The organism is Pedobacter sandarakinus, assembly GCF_026240095.1.
Lineage (GTDB): Bacteria > Bacteroidota > Bacteroidia > Sphingobacteriales > Sphingobacteriaceae > Pedobacter > Pedobacter sandarakinus.
Genome location: NZ_JAPIVG010000004.1, coordinates 335,802 through 357,132, shown reverse-complemented (window position 1 = coordinate 357,132; position 21,331 = coordinate 335,802). Strand labels below are relative to the sequence as shown.

Here is a 21,331-nt window from a genome sequence, read left to right as displayed (position 1 = left end):
AATAAATATATATAATATGAACAAAATCAATACGCAATTCATTAGCAGTCTCAAGTTTCTGCTCATGTTTTTCCTGATTGTCTTATCCTTTGGGCTCTATGCGCAAAAGACAGCAGTTAGTGGCAAAATTACCGATCGAAGTGGGGGAGGATTGCCTGGGGTAAGTGTGAAGGTAAAAAATTCGGCCGGAGGTGCGGTTTCTGATAATAAAGGAAATTATACGATCGGCCTAAACGGTACCAACGAGACGCTTATATTCAGCTTCTTGGGCTATGCAACGAAAGAAGTAGACGTTAATGGCCGAACGCAGGTGAATGTAGTGCTCGAATCGGAAGATAAGACTTTGAATGAAGTCGTAGTTATTGGGTATGGAACAGTAAGGAAAAGCGATCTTACAGGTTCTGTGGCTTCAATAAAAGCTGAAGATCTTACCAAGGGTGCCAACATAAACCTCCAGCAATCACTGCAGGGTCGTACCCCTGGTGTGCAGATCTACCAAAAAAGTGGAGAACCTGGCGCCGCTATGAGTGTGCAGATACGTGGTATAACTTCAATTACGGGCAACAATGCGCCTCTTTATGTAGTGGGTGGAATGCCGATCAATGATGCGGCTGCAATTGGTGCGGCCAGTACAGGTGGCGCAACCAGCAACCCAAACAACAGATCTCCGCTCAATGCACTCAATCCATCAGACATTGCATCCATCGAGATTCTTAAAGATGCATCTGCTACAGCAATCTATGGTTCAAGGGGTGCCAATGGTGTGGTTTTAATCACAACAAAAAAAGGCAAGGAGGGCAAGATCAATGTATCTTATAATGGCAGCTACGGACAACAAAGGGTTGCCAATACCCAGCGCTTTATGAACGGCGAGGAATACACCAGAACAATCAATGGTATTATAAACGAAAATAACCTAAACACCGCAAATTATCCGCTTGTTACCGGAACAAATTACAATACCGACTGGCAAGGCTTACTATTGCGAAATGCCCCGATACAGTCGCATGATATTTCTTTCAGCGGCGGTGGTAACAACACCAAGTTTTACATCTCGGCAGGGTATTTTGGTCAAGATGGTATTATGCTCAATTCAGCCACTAAGCGCTACAATGCCAAGGTAAATATCGAAAACGGAATAGCATCGAAATACAATGTCGGGCTAAGCCTTACCACATCTTACAACAGGGATAATTATAATGCTAACGGAACGGGGTTAAATGATAATGCCAGCGCTTTGTATATGGCCCAAAATTACGATCCTACTTCACCAGCATATAATCCAGATGGCAGTTATTACCGCTCGCCACTTATGGCACCGATGGATAATCCATTGGCTGTAATAAATGGGCAGTATTCTATAGGAGATACCTACCGTACTTTTGGAAATATCTATGGAGAATATTTTATTGCACCAACGTTTTCCATCAAAGGTAAATTGGGCGCTGATTTCAACAATACCATGAGATCATTCTGGATTGATCCGTCGACCTTAACTGGCGCATCTTATGGAGGCTATGCTGATGTAAGGGACGGAAAGCGTGGATATTACCTTTTCGAGGGCACACTTAATTATAACGAAGAATTCGGACACCACCGCATTTCTGCTGTCGGCGGAGCTACATATGAACGGTACACCTCTAGTTCTTTGGTCGCCAACGCCAGGTCTTTTGCCCTTCCCGACCTTACCTACTATGCATTAGGATCAGGAGTCTCTACCCTCAATGGCGTATCTAACGGTGTTCAGGAAAATATACTATTGTCTTACCTTGGACGGGTTAATTATTCTTTCATGGGCAAATACCTTTTTACCGCATCTTTCAGAGCAGATGGTTCTGCCAGGTTTGGGCCAGAGAATAGGTTTGGCTTCTTTCCTTCTGCAGCGTTGGCTTGGAAAGTAAAAGAAGAAAACTTCCTTAAGGCCGCAACCTTTATCGATGATTTAAAACTTAGGGCCAGCTATGGTGCCATCGGCAATCAGCCTAACGTTAATTACCTGTATTTCACTACCTACGCTGGAGGAAGAGATGCCGTGTTCAATGGTCAAAGAGCAAGCTCCCTTGCCCCTTCACGTAGTCCAAATCCTGCGTTGCAATGGGAATCAGCACGTCAGCTCGATTTTGGATTAGATTTTGCCTTTTTTAAATCAAGAATTTCCGGAACAGTAGAATACTATCAGCGAAAAACATCTAATTTACTATATAGTGTTCCTCAACCATTAAGTACTGGCTTTGGAGCAAGAACAGAGAATGTAGGAAGCATGAAGAATTCTGGTATGGAATTTTCACTGAATGGAACAATATTGAATGGAGATAAGGTAAAGTGGGATGCCGGATTCAACCTCACCACGCTAAAAAATAAAATCCTTAGTCTTGGTAGGGTAACCCAGTTTATAGGTACCGGCCCCGGTAGTATCGGAGAGTATAGCATTCTAAGGCCAGGCGAATCGATGGGTTCATTTTATGGATACATTATAGATGGTGTTTGGCAAACTGGTGATGATTTTTCTACTGCTCAGCCTGGTGTTAGGCCTGGGGATTTTAAATACAGAGACATCGATGGAAACAGACTCATCAATCCTCAAGATCGCGTAATTTTAGGCAACTCACTTCCAGATTTTTATTATGGATTTAATACTAATGTGAGTTACAAAGAACTATCGCTGGCAGTTTTCTTAGAAGGCTCTCATGGCGCCAAAATGCTTAATAGTAGTTTGGTAGATTCTTATTATCCTGTAGATTTTAGAAGAAATAAGTTGGCTGATCTCTACCTGAATAGATGGACTGCCACTAATCCAAGCAATGAATTCCCATCTTTTATTCCAGGCGACGTGCAGGGGCAAAGGCAGGTAAATAACAAAACTGTGGAAGATGCTTCATATTTAAGGCTCCAGGCGGTAAGACTATCCTATAAGCTGCCGCTTCCGAAGAATAAATTTATCAGCAATGCGGTAATCTTTGTAAACGGACAAAACTTGTACACGATTACAAATTACAAAGGCGCCGATCCGGCGGTGAATGCTATTGGTGATGATATTTTAAGGGTAGACTACAATTCCTATCCTTTAACCCGAACCTTCACCTGTGGTATTAATCTTCAGCTTTAATTAAAATGAAAAATAACATGAAAAATATTTCGATATATATGTGCCTGATTGGTCTGCTTATGTTACAGACCTCTTGTAAAAAGATGCTGGAGGTGTCTCCGAATTCAGAATTTGCACCCAGCAATGTACTCACTTCAGAAAACGGCATCCGCTCGCTGCTCTTTTCTGCATATGCCGAGCAACAAACACAGCAGAATTCCAGGTTTGTAATTAACGATTCAGAGGTTTGTACAGATATGGCCTTCAATTCTGGAGGTGCCGAGAATGCACAATTGCTTCCAATTATCAATTTTACATGGAATACTGATTTGCTTACCTTTCAGGCCGATGTTTGGGCACCAAACTACAGGTGTATTAGAGATGCCAACGGGGTAATTGAAAATATTGATAACGTTAACACTTCAGATGCCAGGAAGCGCCTGTTCAGGGCAGAGGCAAGAGTGCTTAGGGCCCATGCTTACGCAATACTTTACAACTGGTTTGGGCCAGTTCCATTAAGAACAAGCACTTCACAGGATGCTAATTTAGCAAGGGCAACTGATGATGAGATGAAAGCTTTTATCGAAGGGGAAATCTCTCAATCGATTGCAGATCTTCCAGACCCCGGAAGGGAGGAAGCTTACGGTAGGTTTAATAAAGGAAATGCAAATGGTATACTTGCAAAGTTCTTTCTAAACACCAAACAGTGGCAAAAGGCAGCAGATGCAGCAAAAGCGGTTATCGATTTTAACTACTATTCTACAACTCAGTTGCAGTTTAAAGATCTGTTTAAGGTAGAAAATGAAGGCATTAATAATAAGGAAATGATGTTGGTACTTCCTTGTAGAAATGAGGTTGATTTCGGCAATTGGTTTATGGCAGGTGCACTTCCTCCGGCTTTTAAGAGCACACCACAAGTTCCCGAATTTATTTACCAGGCTACCATGTCTAACTTCGCCACCCAGTATCGTTTACGTACAGCGTTTGTAAACAGCATGGCAGCCAACGATAGGAGACGTTCATTAATTTGTACCAGCTACATTAACTCAAGCAACGCTACCATCAATATCCTTACAGGAGACAATGCCCGAAGTTTCAAATATTTTGATAACGCAACCATTGGAAATAACAGTGGGAACGATGTGCCATTGCTTAGGTATGCCGATATTTTAATGGCCAGGGCTGAGGCACTTAATGAGCTTTCGGCAGTGCCAAGCACGGAATGTTTTTCGTTGATAAACCAAGTGCGGGCTAGAGCCGGTATTAATAACCTTACCTTAACAGATGCCCCAACCAAAGATGCTTTTAGAGATGCCATATTTAGAGAGCGTGGATGGGAATTCATTAGTGAGGGTAAGCGCCGTGAAGATTTAATCAGGCAGGGAACATTCTTGTCTGCAGCAATCTCAAGGGGCATCAGTGCAAATTTAGCGACCAACAATAAGCTATTGTTCCCCATTCCACAATCTGAAATACAAGCCAATAATTTGATCGTTCAAAACCCGGGTTATTAATATGCTCACAATGGGAATGGTATCTGCCATTCCCAATTTTTAATCTAAAATCCATAAAATATGAAAAGAAATATCCTGATTGTTTTGATGTTATTCCTAGCAGCTTCTGTAAATGGACAAAATCAGAAATGGTCTGCCGCAAAGGCCAATGAATGGTATAAGAAACAAGCTTGGCCAAGGGGCTGTAATTTTCAGCCTAGTACCGCAATTAACCAATTGGAGATGTTTCAATCGGCAACTTTTGATCCACAAACCATCGATAGAGAATTGGGATGGGCCTCCAACCTTGGATTTAATACCATGAGAGTCTATCTGCACCACCTGTTATGGACTACAGACAAAGCGGGTTTCAAGAAAAGGTTAGATCAATACCTATCCATTTCTCAAAAACATGGAATAAAAACCATTTTTGTATTTTTCGACGATTGCTGGAATGATAGCTATGCAGCAGGAAATCAGCCTGAACCAAAACCAGGTGTCCATAATAGTGGCTGGGTAAGAGATCCGGGAACAAAGCTTTATAGCGAACCCGAGTTATTGAATGTTTTGGAGAGCTATGTAAAAGATGTCATGGAAACCTTTAAAAATGACAATCGCATTTTAGCATGGGATTTATATAACGAACCAGGGAATAACAAAAATTTCGATAAAAGTCTTCCACTTTTAAAGGCAGTATTTCAATGGGCGAAACAAATTGATACCCAGCAGCCAATAACTTCTGCCATCTGGAACCATGGAGAAAAATTTAAAGTACTCAATCAGTTTCAGCTAGAAAATTCTGATATCATTACCTATCATAACTATGCCTACACTGATAACCATAAAAACGAGATAGCAGCACTGAAAAAGTATGACAGACCAATCATCTGCTCGGAGTATATGGCGAGGAGAAATGGCAGTCTTTTTTCGAACATTATGCCCCTCTTAAAAGAAGAAAAAATTGGTGCTATAAACTGGGGATTTGTTTCAGGTAAAACCAATACCATTTACGCTTGGGATACACCAATGCCAGATGGTAGAGAGCCAGAACTTTGGTTTCATGATATCTTAAGGAAAGATGGAACGCCATTTAGTGCATCAGAAGTCGAAACTATAAAAAGAATAAATGAAGTAAAAAATAAATAGAAACAGAGATTAGATGTCGGTAAATGTATTTTGCAGTAGAGTAGCCAAAGTGCTACTGCTGCTTTTGGGGCAACATTTTTTTTTGCACGCCCAAACAATTAAAGAAAGACCATCAAAACCAGCCTTTAGCAATCCGGTTGCACCAGTTGGAAACAGTACGCTTAAAATGCCATCGTCTGTTAAACCCATATTGGACATTTGGATGCGGGATACCTACGTAACAAAAGGTCCAGATAACTACTTCTACTTAACGGGAACCACGGCTTCACCAGGGCGCATTTTTCCTGGTCAGATCCACTGTTGGGACTACAACGATGGGTTGTATCTCTGGCGATCTAAAGATATGAAATCATGGGAAGCTTTGGGTGCAATCTGGACCTTCGATAAGGATGCCGCCCCGTGGCAAAAGAAAGGAAAACCAATTAAACCCGGATCAAAATCATTAAATGGAGATCCATTGGATTCAATTTATAGGGCGGTTTGGGCACCAGAACTTCATTACATCAAAAGTCAGAAAAAATGGTTACTTGCGGCCTGTCTAAATGGTGCAAATGGGTCTTTCGTACTCGAAAGCGTGTCGGGAAAACCCGAAGGGCCATACCGAAATATTAAAGGCAACCAGGATAAAGCGATTTTTCCAAACATAGATCTGGGAATTTTTGAAGACACCACAGGCGAGGTTTATTTGGTAGGGCATAACCACTACATTGCAAAAATGAATGCAGACCTTAGCAACATTGCAGAGCCATTTCGAAATTTTAGGGAAACACCCTACGAAACCGAACCTTATATAGAGGGGGTTTGGCTAGATAAATACAACGGAAAATACCAACTTCTGCAGACTGTTTGGTCGATAAAAAAACCAGATGGAACGTTTACTTATCTCCGAGATGAGAAAAAAGATAAAGCGTTATATAGCTACGATGTTGTTGTGGCAGAATCTACAAATATATACGGCCCATACGGACCGCGATATCCGGCAATTCTGGAAGGTGGACATAATAACTTATTTAAGGATGCAAGAAATAATTGGTGGTCGACCACATTTTTCAATCCAAGGGGGATTATGGGAACCAAATTTGACGTAACATGCAGGCCGGCAGTAGTGCCGATGAAATGGGTTAATAATAAGCTAATGCCTGATGCAGAACGAGCCAGGATCTTTTACGGCGACCTAAAATCGATCAAATGAAGAAAGTAGTGATAGTATTGTTACTTACAACCTTGTTTCTTTCGAAGGTTAGTGCGCAACAACTGGGCTTAAATTTTAACCACAATCCCGAGAACATCGACCTGAACTACGTAAAAAAACTTAATGTTAAACTCATTAGGACTACGCCACGTATTTTGGATTATGTCGAAGGCAAACTCCACCCAAAAACGGACACCGCATTGCAAAAAGTTATAGATGCGGGTAAAATGGGCTATGAAATTGCTTTTGGTTTTAGGTGGGACTTCAAAGCCCGAAAACAGTTAATGCCCTTACCAGATTCCGCTCAAGAGAAGGAATACTTTACCGTAGTGGATGAGATTTTGGACCGGGTAGCGCCTTACATTAAAACTTTTAAATTGGGTAACGAACCAAACCTTGAAACAATGGAGTCTGACCTGCAATTTAATAGCAATGGCAATGTGCCACTAGTTATTTTTACCAATCGGTTGCTACAGCATGTAAGGGCATATTATCAAGGTCATCAACAACTAAAAATGCCTGATTTTTATGCCGGTTCCTTGCCTGCCCTTTTTGAGAAAGCCCAACAGGAGAAACCCGGGGTGTTAGGGTTGATCAAACTGGCACAGGAAAATGCTGACATTAAAGGACTTGCGGTGCATTTGCATATTGCAGATACACTTCAGATTGATCAGGCATTAAGTTTTGTAAGGAAATTAATGCCCAGCAAACCCATTGTTGTTCCAGAATTTTCCATGTTCAGGTTATACAACAAACATTTCGGCGATCTTATCGCTTCCTCTAAGCAAGGAATGACATTTATTAGGCAAAACAATTTGCCTGCAGACCTTAAAGTTTACGAATGGCTGGCCCTGGCGAATAATGGAAAAGTACCCTACAAGCAATGGTTAGAGATGTTTAGCTCGCAGGATTGGTACGTACCGCACTACCTCAATACATTTTATCGATACTATCAAATCTATCATGTTAAATGGGCAACATATCCGCTCTTCCAACAGGGATACGAGAAAGATGTAAAAGTAACATCAGCCTCATGGTTTTTAAACCCACTTTTCTTGCAAAAAACTTTTGGGTTTAATGATAAACAGGAATATTATAGAAACCCCTTGTCTTACCCAGATTTTATTGATTTATTAGGTAAATTTAGCCTGTCGACGAGCCAATAATTGGTTCTAGGTAAGTCATCTAACCATCTATAAATTTATATGCTCATGAGGATGAAACATTCTTTTTTATTGAATAAGGTTATTAATTTAGTGCAATCCCAATTAGGTCTAACTTTTGTTTCAGCATGTATTTTAGGACTGGTTGTTTCTTGCGTGCACCGGGATGAAGAGACAACAAGAAAACCAAACATCTTACTCATTTATGTGGATGATTTGGGTTACGGGGATCTAGGGTGCTATGGAGCCAAAGGTGTGAAAACACCCAATATTGATAAATTGGCGAGTGAAGGACTACTGTTTACCAATGCATATTCCAGCGCCTCAACCTGTACGCCATCAAGATATTCGCTCCTCACGGGGAATTATGCTTTTAGAAATAACGCGGCCATTCTTCCTGGGGATGCACCACTCATCATTCCAAAAAATCAGCCAACTATTGCAAGCATGCTCAAAGCTGCTGGTTATAGAACAGGCGTGGTTGGGAAATGGCACCTGGGTCTTGGAGATGGAAAGATAAACTGGAATAGTGAAATTAAACCCGGCCCCCTCGAAATTGGTTTCGACTACAGTTTCATCATTCCTGCTACGGCAGATCGGGTACCCACAGTTTTTGTTGAAAATCATCAGGTTGCAAAATTAGATCAGTCAGACCCGATCCTGGTCGACTATAATAAAAGAATTGGCTCCGACCCAACAGGAACGGAAAATCCAGGTTTACTTAAAATGAAAGCCGATGCGCAGCACAGCGGAACAATAGTAAACGGCATCAGTAGAATCGGCTATATGAGTGGAGGGCATCAGGCATATTGGAAAGATGAGGATTTTGCAAATGTACTGTCCAAACAAGCTCAAGCATTTATTACTTCCAGTAAGAATCAGCCTTTTTTTCTGTACTACGCATTGCCTAGTATTCATGTGCCCAGATCTCCAAATGCAAAATTTGTGGGCGCCACCAAAATGGGCCCACGTGGCGACGCAATTGTGGAGATGGATTGGATGGTTGGGGAAATAATGCACGCCTTAAGTATCAAAGGGTTGGATAGGAATACGCTAGTTATATTTACAAGTGACAATGGCCCGGTACTCGATGATGGGTATGAGGATGGCGCAGCTAGTTTAGTAGGAAACCATACTCCAGCTGGGATATACAGGGGAGGGAAGTATAGTGCTTACGAAGGTGGAAGTAGGATGCCAACGATAACCCGATGGCCTTTGAGGATTAAAAATGGACACAGCAGTGCAGTAATTAACCAGGTAGACCTCTTCGCTTCTCTTGCAAAACTTGTAGGGTCAAGCTTCGCCTCTAAAGAAGTTGCCTTAGATAGCCAAGATCTTTTAAGTGCGTTCATGGGAGACACCAAGATTGGGAGGCAGTCTATGATACAAGAATCATTTACATTAGCAATTAGGATTGCAGAATGGAAGTATATTGCTCCTGTAAGTAAGGTGCCGCCACCTTGGCTTAATAATAAAGCTATCGAAACAGGCTTAACTCAAACAGACCAACTGTATAATCTTAATAATGATCCCTCCGAATTGCATAACCTTGCAACGGAAATGCCAGAGCGGGTAGCACAAATGCGAAACCAATTAGCTCACGCCGTTGCAAAACCATCAGGTAGAGATTAGTTGGGCAACAATGAAACATTAAGCAATGTTCGGAATATTGCTTTTTATCTCTAATGAAGCTCAACCAGCCCAAGTTAGCCCTCTACCCGAGACCTTGATCAAATTATATTCTATTTGTTTTTTAACAAAAAACGAGACAAACAGCTTAAAAACTGGTTTGTCTCGTATAGTGCTCCCGACGAGATTCGAACTCATATCGATGGTACCGGAAACCATAATTCTATCCATTGAACTACGGGAGCTTGCGGCTGCAAATATAGAAAATGAAAACTTAGTTTTTTCTAAATCCAATTTAATTTTTGCATGGTTAACTGGCGAAGTGAAAGGAAACCAGAAAGCATAACATTTAGTAAATGCTAAACAGTGTTTTATGCTTTAACGGAATAATCGTCTGGTCAATCTTCAGGACATTGAATTCATGAGGATTCATTGTTCGGAATTGTATCGCTTTACATTGGCAGTTTATTAAAAAATAACTTCTCCTTAACGTCAACATTGGCTTTTTTAGAAATAAAAATGCACCTTTGCCAACCGCAATAAAGGTTTAGGCATGTAAGGATTTAAAATAAAGGTTTATGGAAGAAATGGTTGTAGAAGAGGTTCAGGAATTGCTCGAGAAGGAAAACGATAAGGCACTTAAGCGTTATCTCGATGAGCTGAACATCTCGGATGTAGAAGAACTCATTGATGAGTTTCCACAACATGCAGCCAAGTTTATCGAAACCATATCTTTAAACCGGGCCGTAAATGTTTTCCGCATTCTGGATTTCCCTACCCAGGAGCGGATCATCAAGAAACTAACCGGCAACAAGCTCAATCAAATTATAAAAGACTTACCTCCCGACGACCGGACAGCGCTTTTTAGTGAATTAAAAGGCGATGTGGTAAAGAAGATGATTACCTTATTGCCTCCTGAAGAGCGGAAGGAGTCGCTTGCTTTACTTGGTTATAACGAATACAGTATTGGACGTTTAATGACGCCCGATTACATTGCTGTAAAACCAGAATGGTCAGTAACCCGGGTTTTGGCTCATATTAGGCGTTATGGCAAAAATTCCGAAACTATTGATGTGGTCTACGTCATCAATAAGGATGGAGTTTTATTAGATGATATCAGAATTAGGGAAGTTTTACTTGCCGATCCGGAGGCCATAATTGGCGAGCTTACTGATAAAAGATTTATCGCTTTGAAGGCCAACGACCCACAAGAAGATGCCATCAGCATTTTCAGGATGAATAATCGGGTAGCCTTACCTGTAGTTGATGAAAATAACGTACTGCTGGGGATTGTAACTGTTGATGATATTCTTTGGATTGCAAATGAAGAATATACCGAAGACATGCACAAAATTGGAGGTACCGAAGCGCTGGATGAGCCTTACCTGGATACCTCAATCTTTAATTTAGTAAAAAAACGCGTAGGTTGGCTAGCAATTTTAATGCTTGGCGAAATGCTAACCGCTACAGCAATGGGTTTTTTCGAAGGGCAGATTCATAAAGCAACGGTTTTGGCATTGTTTATTCCGCTAATTATCTCTTGCGGAGGCAATAGTGGTTCACAGGCATCAACACTTATTATCCAGGCTATGGCGCTTGGCGAAGTAACAATAAAAGATTGGTGGAGGGTAATGAACCGGGAAATTACTTCGGGCTTTCTTCTCGGCCTTTGCCTGGGCATAATTGGGTTCCTGCGTATTTTTGTATGGCACCTGGCTGCCCCGCAGGTTTATGGAGAACATTGGGTTTTAATTGCAGCAACCATAAGCGTGTCACTAATTTTTGTGGTATTGTGGGGCTCTTTAAGTGGATCTATGCTTCCAATTTTGTTAAAAAGATTAGGGGCCGATCCAGCTACATCATCAGCACCTTTCGTGGCTACACTTGTAGATGTTACCGGTTTAATTATTTATTTCAGCTTTGCTGTATTATTCTTAAAAGGCGTTTTACTTTAAAATAAGGTTATGCAAAAGATTACCACACTTTTCACAGACATTGGAGGCGTATTACTTACAAACGGATGGGATAGGCAGGCGAGGGGAGAGGCTGCGGTGCTTTTTAATTTAGATTCTGTTGATTTAGAAGAACGACATCATTTAACTTTCGATACTTATGAAGTCGGTAAATTAACTTTAGATGAGTATTTGGAACGGATTGTTTTCTTTGAAGAACGTTCGTTTAGTTACGATGATTTTAAGGCTTTCATGTTCGAAAAGTCTTTGCCATATAACGATATGATTTCACTTATTTGCGATTTGAAAAAGAAATACAACCTTAAAGTTGCCGTAATTAGTAATGAGGGTAGAGAGTTAAATCAATACCGAATCAACACTTTCAAACTCAATGAATTTGTCGATTTTTTTGTTTCCTCTAGTTTTGTTCACTTCAGGAAGCCTGATGCCGATATTTTTAAAGTGGCGATAGACATCTCGCAAAGCGATGTAGAAACGAGTTTATATATCGATGATAGGATGCTTTTTGTACAGGTTGCAGAAAGATTGGGATTAAAAGGGATCCATCACACCTCTTATGAAGATACTAAAGCGCAATTGGCTAGCTTTGGTTTAGCAATTTAATGGTGTAGAAAAAAGACTTCCTTAAAGGAGACTAGATCATATATTAAAACATGAACATGTAAAACATTAAAAGCCGCTTAATCAGCGGCTTTTAATGTTTTGTTGGATTATCTGTAGTTATACGTTAAACCGGAAGTGCATAATATCTCCATCTTCTACAACATAAGTTTTGCCTTCAACGCCAAGCTTACCTGCATCCTTACAAGCATTTTCAGAGCCAAGGGTTACAAAATCGTTGTATTTAATTACCTCTGCACGGATAAAACCTTTTTCGAAATCGGTATGAATTACACCGGCAGCCTGAGGCGCCGTAAAGCCTTTAGTTATGGTCCAGGCCCTAACCTCTTGTACTCCAGCAGTGAAATAGGTGTAAAGGTTTAACAATCTATATGCTGCACGGATCAATTTATTTACTCCAGATTCATCCAAGCCTAAGTCGGCTAAGAATTCCTGGCGCTCTTCATAGCTTTCCAACTCAGCAATTTCAGATTCTATTTTAGCTGAAATCACCAACACTTCTGCATTTTCATCTGCAACATTGGCTTTAACCAGGTCTACATATTTATTTCCTGTAACAACAGATGCCTCATCAACATTACAAACATACATTACTGGCTTCTGCGTTAACAAACCTAAATCCTCAATAAAATCGAAGTCGTCTTGGGCCAAAGGCGCAGTACGGATAGATTTTCCGCTTTCTAGATGGGATTTAACCACTGAAAGAATTTCGTAAGTGCGTTTTGCGTCCTTATCTCCTCCGGTTTTAGCCATTTTTTCGACTTTCTGAATGCGTTTATCAACGGTATCTAAGTCTTTGAGTTGTAATTCAGTGTCAATAATTTCGCGGTCGCGGATAGGATCTACAGAACCATCCACGTGGATAACATTTCCGTCATCAAAACAACGCAAAACATGTATGATGGCATTCGTGGCACGAATGTTCCCTAGAAACTGGTTTCCTAAACCTTCACCTTTCGATGCGCCTTTAACCAAACCTGCAATATCTACAATCTCAATTGTATTGGGCTGAACTTTGTTTGGTTTTACTAGCTCAGCAAGCTTTGTTAACCGTTCATCTGGTACAGTGATAACGCCAACATTTGGTTCTATTGTACAGAAAGGGAAGTTTGCTGCTTGCGCCTTTGCGTTAGATAAACAATTAAAAAGTGTCGATTTACCCACATTCGGTAAGCCAACAATACCACATTGTAATGCCATTTATATTATATTATAATTTATTTACGATTTACGACCTTCCACCTTCCACCTTCCACCTTCCACCTTCCACCTTCCACCTTCCACCTTTTTTAGGCGGCAAAGATAAGCTTTTAAAATGTTTAAATAAAGCAGGTAATTTGCGGCAAAGTGATATTTTGTCTAAGTTTATCGAAATTTAGTTTTTAGGATATGGAAGATTTTGAGCAAGAAGTACCCCAACCAGTTAAGTTGGTAGTAACGGAAGAAATGCGTAGTTATATTTACGATATTACCAAGTGGGCGAAATTTTTAGCAGTGGTTGGCTTTGTTTTCGCTGCTTTGCTTGTACTCATTTCATTTAGTATCCCTTCGTTAATTGCTAATAATCCGGCGGTTTCAAAACAATTTGGTGCTTTAGGGCAAGGAGGCTCAAGCATTATTACCGTCATTTATCTTGTACTTGCGTTGTTCTACTTTTATCCTAGTATGTTATTAATAAAAATAGCCGCTAAGGGTAAACAGGGCGTATTGTTTGGCGATCAAGAGAGCTTAAATACTGCTGTACAAAATGTTAAATCGCTATTCAAATTCTGGGGAATAGTAACGATTACGATTATTGTAGCTTATTTTCTATTGGTATTGTTGGTTGGGGCGGGTATTGCAGCAGCTTAGAAACCACTTATAAACTCAAATCATAAAAAAAATATCATCATAAAAAAAATGCCTCTGCGAGAGCGAAGGCATTTTTTTATATCAAAATTCTAATCAATTAGAATGAAAAATCGTCAGTAGCTCTTGTATTGTGCTCGCCATTTTCAGAGTATTCGTAGCGCTTTTCTACTACATCCTGATGAGATTTAATATAGTCGACAGTTTCGTTTAAGCCTTCAGTAAATTTTTCAAAATCCTCTTTGTAAAGAAATATTTTGTGCTTTACGAATACGCCGTCCTCTAATCTTTTCTTGCTCTCGGTAACTGTTAAATAATAATCACCCGATCTAGTAGCCTTCACGTCGAAGAAATAAGTTCTCTTACCTGCTCTTACTTTCTTTGAAAAAACTTCTTCTCTTTCCTTGTTGTCGAATTCTCCCATGGTTGGTATTGATGTGGTTTTTGGTTTCGGTAAATATAAAGCAAATATTTAAAGTACAAAATACAATTTTGATACAATTTATATCGATTTGCTTTCTTCCTCCAAAAGTTGATTGTTGTAAAGTTCGGTATAACTTCCATTAAGGCTAAGAAGCTCGTTATGTGTGCCTTGTTCAATAATTTTCCCATCATCAAGCACCAGAATTTTATCTGCATTTTTTATGGTAGATATTCGATGTGCAATTAAAATGCTGGTTTTCCCATCCATCAATTTACCTAGGTTTTGTAGAATTTCTTCTTCTGTTTTGGTATCTACAGCAGAAAGACAATCATCAAATATTAATATTTTAGGCGATTTAATTAATGCCCTTGCAATAGATACGCGTTGTTTTTGGCCTCCAGACAGCGTAATTCCTCTTTCTCCAAGCATGGTTTCAAATTTATTATCGAAATCTAAAATGTTCTGATAAACCGAAGCGGCTTTTGCTGCATCGTAAACCTCCTTATCGGTCACTTCATCTAAACCAAAAGCAATGTTGTTTCTAATGGAATCAGAAAAAAGAAATACCTCTTGTGGAACAAAGCCTATTTGGCTGCGGTAATTTTTTAAGTTTAGCGATTTAATAGACACCCCATCTATACTTACATCGCCTTTTTCTACATCGTACATGCGCATAAGCAGGTTTGCCAGCGTAGATTTTCCCGAACCTGTTTTGCCAATAATTGCCACAAACTCACCCTGCTTAATGCTGAAATTCACATTTTTCAACGCCACAATTCCAGTATCCGGATAGGTGAAACTCACATTTTTGAAGTCAATATTACCTTCAATGGTTTTCTCCTCTGGGTTGGTTGATTGAATATCAGATGGAATATCTAAAAATTCGTTTATCCTTTTTTGCGATGCAGCTGCCCGCTGTATTAGCGAAGTTACCCAGCCTAGCATGGTAACAGGGAACGTAAGTTGGTTGATGTATATGATAAATTCAGCAATGTTTCCTGCGGTGATGCTGCCATTCATTACTTGCATGCCGCCAACGTAGATGGTTAAAATGGTGCTTAGGCCGATTAGCAACAACATGGTGGGATAAAAAAGCGCCGAAACTTTAACTAAGCTCATCGAGTCCCTTTTGTAGTTGTTGCTTTGCACCTCAAACAAATTTCGTGTATAATCTTCCCTTACGTAAGACTTGATGATGCGAATGCCCGAAAAACGCTCCTGCACAAAACTGGAAAGGGTAGATAGTCTCTCCTGGATTTTTCCGCTTTTCTTGAAGATTAATGTGTTTACATAATAGATGATTATCACCAGAAACGGTAAAGGAAGAAGACAGTAAATGGCCAGTTTAGAATTAACATCAAACATCGACCAGATAATTAGTACCGATAAAACAAAAGTATTGATGGTATACATAATTGCTGGTCCAACGTACATCCGTACCCGATTAACATCCTCGGTAGCTCGGTTCATTAAATCGCCGGTATTATTTCGCCTGTAAAACCCTAAGCTAAGCTCCTGATAATGCTGGTAGATTTCATTTTTCATGTCGAATTCAATATGCCTAGACATGAGAATGATGGTTTGGCGCATAAAGAAGAGAAACAACCCCCGCATGATATATAGCGAGATTACCAGCAAACCAAAATATAGCAGGTTGCTGCTAAAGATGCTGTAAATAATTTCTTGCCGATCGAAACCATTGAAGAGGTTATAGATTTGAACATTTTCAGTGATGAGGTCTACTGCATAGCCAATTACCTGTGCAGGTACCACGCCAAAGATATTTGTAATCACAACAAAAATGCTTCCCGGAATAATCCACCATTTATATTTAAGGAAGTATTTATTTAATCGCTTTAAATGTTTCATGAAATACAAACTTATGCAAATTTGTTCTTTTAGCAGGTATATTTCACTTAACGAAGCCAGCTTTTAATAAGGTTTGACACAGCAGGTTTTGGCAACCTCCATTCTGAGCTGTAAACTTTAATAATGAGGAAGTTTTGAGTGCTTGTAGCCGCTACTTACCTACCCCGTGTATAATTCAGGGCTATTTTTTTATAGTTGATGGAAAAACGTGTTTTAATGGTTTTTTATTTTAATTTTGCAACAGGAAATCCGAACGTTAAATATGCCATTAAATTCTCCGTCAGATTTATCAATTTTAGACCAGCTAAGTGCTTATGGGCATAAAAAACTGGTTTTTTGCAATGATCCAGATACAGGTTTAAAGGCAATAATAGCCATTCATGATACCACTTTGGGGCCAGCCCTTGGCGGAACACGCATGTGGAGCTACGCTACAGAAGGAGAGGCCTTGGAAGATGCTTTACGTTTATCGCGTGGAATGACTTACAAAGCTGCCATTACAGGTTTAAATCTGGGTGGGGGTAAAGGTGTTATCATCGGCGACTCCAGAAAAGATAAAACAGAAACGTTAATGCGCAGTTATGGCCGTTTTATAAAGAACCTTAATGGTGAATTTATAACTGCCGAAGAAATGGGTACCAACACCAAAGACATGGAGTACATCCGCATGGAGACTAATTATGTTACTGGTGTTCCAGAGTCCTTAGGTGGAGCAGGTAATCCCGCTCCGTTTACTGCACAAGGTGTTTATTTAGGCATAAAGGCCAGTGTTAAAGAAGTTTTTGGCACAGATATGTTGGCGGGCAGAACGATTGTTGTACAAGGAATTGGTAATGTTGGAGAACACCTGGTTGCTTTACTGCGCAAAGAAAATGCCGAGGTGTTGATAAGCGACATTAACCAAGAGCAATTAACATATGTTGCCCGCAAATATAAAGCTAAACCCATCGAGGCTGATAAAATATTTGGGGTTGATGCCGATGTGTATGCTCCCTGTGCTATGGGCGCAACGGTGAACGCCAAAACGATAGAGAAAATGAAGTTTGCAATTATTGCAGGATCTGCAAACAATCAGCTTAAAGATGAGGTTTCAGATAGTGAGTTACTTCTTAAAAAAGGAATGCTGTTTGCGCCAGATTATTTGATTAACGCAGGTGGTTTAATTGCTTGTTATTCTGAACTTACAGGTTTTGGTAAAAAGCGAACAGTACAACTTACAGAAAACATTTACGATGCTACTCGCAGCGTGATTAAATTGAGTAAATCTGAAAAAATATCAACTAATATAGCGGCTAATCGCATTGCGGAAAAAAGAATAGCAGACATAAAAAAAATTAAATCGTCATATTAATCATTATTATTAAATAGGTTGCATAAACCACACTCGTTCTTACATTCATGTTAAACAGAAGGCACTTAAGAATTAAAGCTTTGCAAAACATTTTTGCTTGGCACATGGCAGACAAAAAAGACATTAAAGGTGATCTTAAAACTTTAATGCAAAGCATTGATAGCGTGTACGAAATGTACATTTGGATGTTATCGTTAATGGTAGAAGTTACCGAATTTACAGCTAACGACGCTGCTGAACGTGCGAATAAGCACATTAAAACAGCCGACGACATTAATCCGAACATGAAGCTGTTAAATAACAGGTTTAGTGTAATGTTGCAGAAAAATCCAGAGTACGTATCTGCGGTTAAAAAATACAAGGTAGATTGGGGTTTCGATCCAGAAATCCGTAAAACTGTTTTTAATTCCCTTAAGGCATCTCCAGACTATGCAGAATATCTTGCAGATCCAAATGAGAGCTTAGAGTCATCAAAAAACATCATCAAATACATTTTCCGTAAAATCATTCTTAAAAACCAGGCCATATTGCAGGTTTTTGAGGAGAAATTTATCAACTGGCAAGTAGACCATGAGGTGATGAAAGGCATGGTTGCTAAAACCCTTAAAAATTTCACTTCTGAAGATCCTTTTAAAAATAAGCTTACAGAAATTAGCGCCGATTGGATTGAGGATAGCAAATTTGTACAGGATTTATTTGTGCATACCTTACAGAATGATGCAAAATACCAGGAGATGATTGCTGAACGTACAAAAAACTGGGAATCGGAACGTATTGCGCTAATGGATACTATTTTAATGAAAATGGCCATTTGCGAATTGCTTAATTTCCCGTCTATTCCGGTAAAAGTAACCATTAACGAATACCTGGAATTATCAAAAGATTACAGTACACCGAAAAGTAATTCATTTATAAACGGTATTTTGGACAAAATTTTAGGCGACCTAAAGAAAAATAATACCATCAAAAAAATTGGTCGTGGATTAATCGAAGATTAAAATGAGAAAAGTTTTTATCCTTGCAGTGGTCGCTATTTCTTTTATGGCCTGCCGAAATGCAAACAATTCTACTACAGATGCAACCACTAGTGATAGCAGTAATAAATCGGCTATTGCACCTGCAAATGCACCAATAATTGTTTTCGAACGCGAAGTTTTCGATTTTGGCAAGTTGGAGCAAGGCGAAATGGTTACGCACGAATTTAATTTTAAAAACACAGGTAAAAGCCCGCTAATTATTTCAAATGCTACGGCCACATGCGGCTGCACCGTACCTCAAATACCTGGCGAACCTATTTTACCCGGTAAAGATGGAAAGATAAAGGTGGTTTTTAACAGTACCGGGAAAATGGGTATGCAAGATAAAGTTGTAACGGTTACCTCAAATGCCAATCCTGCAACTACTACTGTTCATTTGGTGGGTGAAGTACTAACTAAAGAATAAAAAAGAAAGACAACAGGAAGGTTGTTAATTATAATACAAACAAATAAATATAAAATGATATCAACAGTAATTTTACAAGCTGCAGCAGGTGGTAGTAATATGCTAAGTACCGTAGTTCCCATGGTGTTAATCATGGTAGTTTTCTACTTCTTCATGATTCGCCCGCAGGTTAAAAAAGCTAAAGAGCATAAAAAGTTAGTTGCCGAGCTAAAAAAAGGTGATAAAATTATCACAACAGCGGGCATTCATGGCCGTATTGCAGATATGAATGATGCAACTTTCTTAATTGAAGTAGAAGGTGGCGTTAAAATCCGTTTCGATAAATCTGCTGTATCTTTGGATGCAACCAAAGCTGCAACTGCTCCGGCAAAAGCATAACGGTATTTCGGGTTAAGTTATTAAAGGTCGCTTGAGATAGGCGACCTTTTCTTTTTACTTCTTTGAGCAGCTATTTACTTTTGCTACATTTGGTCGTGTTGTTATCAATTAAATAGGTCTCTGCCCTAAGCTAATTTCAATTATATGCCATTTATCAGACTCACCAAGATCGAAAAAAGAAGAGTTTTTACGCTTTTGGCCTGTTTGTTTCTTGCAATAGCGGCATGGCTATTTATGGCACTAAACAATAAATACATCTACACGGCCAAAACAGTATTGGTTTTTAAAAATACCCCAACAAAAAGGGCGTTCTATCCATTACAGTCAGATACGGTAGATCTACAAGTTGAAGGAACCGGGTGGCAGTTGCTTTTTTCTCGTTTAAGGATCAGCCCGCCATCTATCTCCGTTAACCTTAGTCAGCTCAATACCAAAGATTTCGTAACTTTTTCAGATCAGCTCTACAATGTTAATCGGCAATTAGAAAGTACCCAAAAGGTCATTTCTGTTAAACCAGATACACTATATTTCGATTTTACGAAGCGAACGGTTAAAAAAGTGCCAGTAAAGCTCGTTTCCCGGTTAGATTTTGTAAGTCAATATGGTATATCCAGTGATATTTTACTCACCCCAAAAAGTATTAAGGTGGCAGGGCCTTCAGAAGAGTTAGCAAAAATAACATCCTGGCCAACAGATACCCTCATTTTAGATAAGATTCAATCAAGCAGCACCATTAGGATAGGATTGCAGCACAGTATTCATAAAAATGTAAGCATTTACCCATCTTCGGTTGAAGTTAAGCTACCCGTTGATGAATTTACAGAGAAAACTATCGATGTGCCTTTAAAAATCATCAACAATAAAAATTATAACAGCATCAAGCTCTATCCGAAAAAAATAAAAATTACCTTTTTGGTGGCGTTAAGCAATTATAACGTAGTGAATGAGAACTTTATTGATGCAGTTGTTGATGCGAATGAGTGGGTCGTTTTAAATCATAAACAGCTTACGGTAAAGCTTACCCAGTTTCCATACTACTGTAAGCTCGTAAAGATAAGTCCTTCAAAAGTAGATTTTGTGATAGAAAAATAATGTACAAAGTAGGTATTACAGGCGGTATTGGCAGTGGAAAAACAACTGTTTGCAAGGTTTTTCAAGTTTTGGGAATCCCTGTTTTTTATGCTGATACTGAAGCGAAATTAATAATGGTTCGAGATGATTTGTTGATTGATGGAATTAAATCTGCTTTTGGAAAAGATAGCTATCTAAGCGACGGAAGACTAAACAATAAACACATCGCTAAAATTGTATTTAATAACGAAGATGAATTGGCTAAACTTAATGCGCTGGTGCATCCAGCTGTTTTTAGGGCCTACACAACCTGGGAGCAACAGGTAGACTCGAAAGTGCCTTACACCCTTAAAGAAGCAGCTTTACTCTTCGAGAGTGGATCGTACAAACTCTGCGATACAAGTATTTTAGTTAAGTCTCCTTTAGCGCTAAAGCTAGATCGTGTCATGAATCGTGACGGAATATCGGCGCAAGATGTGGCTGCCCGAATGGATAAACAGCTTAGTGATGATGAAAAGGAAAAAATGGCCGATCACTTATTACTCAATGATGAAGCACATGCTATTATTGATCAAGTTATGGTACTCCATCAACATTTCTTAAAAATAGCTAAAACAAAAATAGCCTAACATATGCCTGCCTTAA

The 21,331-nt window shown here is 39.5% G+C and carries 18 protein-coding genes and 1 tRNA gene; 15 read left to right on the top strand and 4 right to left on the bottom strand.

Annotated features, from left to right (window positions below):
• The first annotated feature begins 16 nt into the window (after positions 1-16).
• The 6 genes from OQ268_RS12995 to OQ268_RS12970 are packed head-to-tail and all read left to right on the top strand — an operon-like array spanning position 17 to position 9,711.
• The gene (locus OQ268_RS12995; RefSeq protein ID WP_265856585.1) at positions 17-3,106 is read left to right on the top strand and encodes a SusC/RagA family TonB-linked outer membrane protein; all 3,090 of its coding nucleotides are present in this window, start codon (positions 17-19) and stop codon (positions 3,104-3,106) included.
• A 17-nt stretch (positions 3,107-3,123) separates the two neighbouring features.
• Positions 3,124-4,599, top strand: a complete 1,476-nt coding sequence (locus OQ268_RS12990) for a RagB/SusD family nutrient uptake outer membrane protein (protein WP_265856583.1) — start codon at positions 3,124-3,126, stop codon at positions 4,597-4,599.
• 60 nt (positions 4,600-4,659) lie between these two features.
• On the top strand, positions 4,660-5,724 hold the full coding sequence (locus OQ268_RS12985) for a glycoside hydrolase family 2 TIM barrel-domain containing protein (protein ID WP_265856581.1): 1,065 nt from the start codon (positions 4,660-4,662) through the stop codon (positions 5,722-5,724).
• 13 nt (positions 5,725-5,737) lie between these two features.
• The gene (locus tag OQ268_RS12980) at positions 5,738-6,916 is read left to right on the top strand and encodes a family 43 glycosylhydrolase (RefSeq protein ID WP_265856579.1); all 1,179 of its coding nucleotides are present in this window, start codon (positions 5,738-5,740) and stop codon (positions 6,914-6,916) included.
• Positions 6,913-8,082, top strand: coding sequence for a hypothetical protein (locus OQ268_RS12975; RefSeq protein WP_265856577.1), 1,170 nt, complete (start codon positions 6,913-6,915; stop codon positions 8,080-8,082). The genes OQ268_RS12980 and OQ268_RS12975 overlap by 4 nt, the downstream gene beginning before the upstream one ends.
• Before the next feature lie 51 nt (positions 8,083-8,133).
• The gene (locus tag OQ268_RS12970) at positions 8,134-9,711 is read left to right on the top strand and encodes a sulfatase family protein (protein WP_265856575.1); all 1,578 of its coding nucleotides are present in this window, start codon (positions 8,134-8,136) and stop codon (positions 9,709-9,711) included.
• Between the two features lie 170 nt (positions 9,712-9,881).
• Here OQ268_RS12970 and OQ268_RS12965 read toward each other — a convergent pair.
• Positions 9,882-9,953 (bottom strand) — tRNA-Arg (locus OQ268_RS12965).
• 333 nt (positions 9,954-10,286) lie between these two features.
• Here OQ268_RS12965 and mgtE point away from each other — a divergent pair.
• Entirely contained in the window at positions 10,287-11,663 is a 1,377-nt protein-coding gene (mgtE, locus tag OQ268_RS12960) for a magnesium transporter (protein ID WP_265856573.1), read from the top strand.
• Between the two features lie 9 nt (positions 11,664-11,672).
• Positions 11,673-12,284, top strand: a complete 612-nt coding sequence (locus OQ268_RS12955; protein WP_265856571.1) for an HAD hydrolase-like protein — start codon at positions 11,673-11,675, stop codon at positions 12,282-12,284.
• 117 nt (positions 12,285-12,401) lie between these two features.
• Here the strand turns inward: OQ268_RS12955 and ychF are convergent, their stop codons facing one another.
• A complete protein-coding gene (gene ychF, locus OQ268_RS12950; RefSeq protein WP_265856569.1) occupies positions 12,402-13,502 on the bottom strand; it encodes a redox-regulated ATPase YchF in 1,101 nt (366 codons plus the stop codon).
• A 189-nt stretch (positions 13,503-13,691) separates the two neighbouring features.
• On the opposite strand from ychF, the gene OQ268_RS12945 reads away from it, so the two are divergent.
• On the top strand, positions 13,692-14,153 hold the full coding sequence (locus tag OQ268_RS12945) for a hypothetical protein (protein WP_265856568.1): 462 nt from the start codon (positions 13,692-13,694) through the stop codon (positions 14,151-14,153).
• 97 nt (positions 14,154-14,250) lie between these two features.
• On the opposite strand, the gene OQ268_RS12940 is transcribed toward OQ268_RS12945, so the two are convergent.
• A complete protein-coding gene (locus OQ268_RS12940) occupies positions 14,251-14,574 on the bottom strand; it encodes a DUF3276 family protein (RefSeq protein ID WP_265856567.1) in 324 nt (107 codons plus the stop codon).
• A gap of 78 nt (positions 14,575-14,652) precedes the next feature.
• Entirely contained in the window at positions 14,653-16,443 is a 1,791-nt protein-coding gene (locus OQ268_RS12935) for an ABC transporter ATP-binding protein (protein WP_265856565.1), read from the bottom strand.
• A gap of 262 nt (positions 16,444-16,705) precedes the next feature.
• Here OQ268_RS12935 and OQ268_RS12930 point away from each other — a divergent pair, with 262 nt between their 5' ends.
• From OQ268_RS12930 to coaE, 6 genes are all read left to right on the top strand, one after another.
• Positions 16,706-17,794 carry a Glu/Leu/Phe/Val family dehydrogenase gene (locus tag OQ268_RS12930; protein WP_265856563.1) on the top strand — a complete coding sequence of 363 codons (1,089 nt, stop codon included), beginning with the start codon at positions 16,706-16,708 and terminating at the stop codon, positions 17,792-17,794.
• A 47-nt stretch (positions 17,795-17,841) separates the two neighbouring features.
• The gene (gene nusB, locus OQ268_RS12925) at positions 17,842-18,792 is read left to right on the top strand and encodes a transcription antitermination factor NusB (protein WP_265856561.1); all 951 of its coding nucleotides are present in this window, start codon (positions 17,842-17,844) and stop codon (positions 18,790-18,792) included.
• Position 18,793: 1 nt separating this feature from the next.
• Positions 18,794-19,237: a DUF1573 domain-containing protein gene (locus OQ268_RS12920; protein WP_265856560.1), complete on the top strand. Its 444-nt coding sequence runs from the start codon at positions 18,794-18,796 to the stop codon at positions 19,235-19,237.
• A gap of 54 nt (positions 19,238-19,291) precedes the next feature.
• Complete coding sequence (gene yajC, locus OQ268_RS12915) at positions 19,292-19,615, top strand: preprotein translocase subunit YajC (RefSeq protein WP_265856559.1); 324 nt, start codon at positions 19,292-19,294, stop codon at positions 19,613-19,615.
• A 144-nt stretch (positions 19,616-19,759) separates the two neighbouring features.
• Complete coding sequence (locus OQ268_RS12910) at positions 19,760-20,707, top strand: YbbR-like domain-containing protein (RefSeq protein ID WP_265856558.1); 948 nt, start codon at positions 19,760-19,762, stop codon at positions 20,705-20,707.
• Positions 20,707-21,315: a dephospho-CoA kinase gene (coaE, locus tag OQ268_RS12905; protein ID WP_265856557.1), complete on the top strand. Its 609-nt coding sequence runs from the start codon at positions 20,707-20,709 to the stop codon at positions 21,313-21,315. Before OQ268_RS12910 ends, coaE begins: the two co-directional genes overlap by 1 nt.
• Positions 21,316-21,331: the final 16 nt, after the last annotated feature.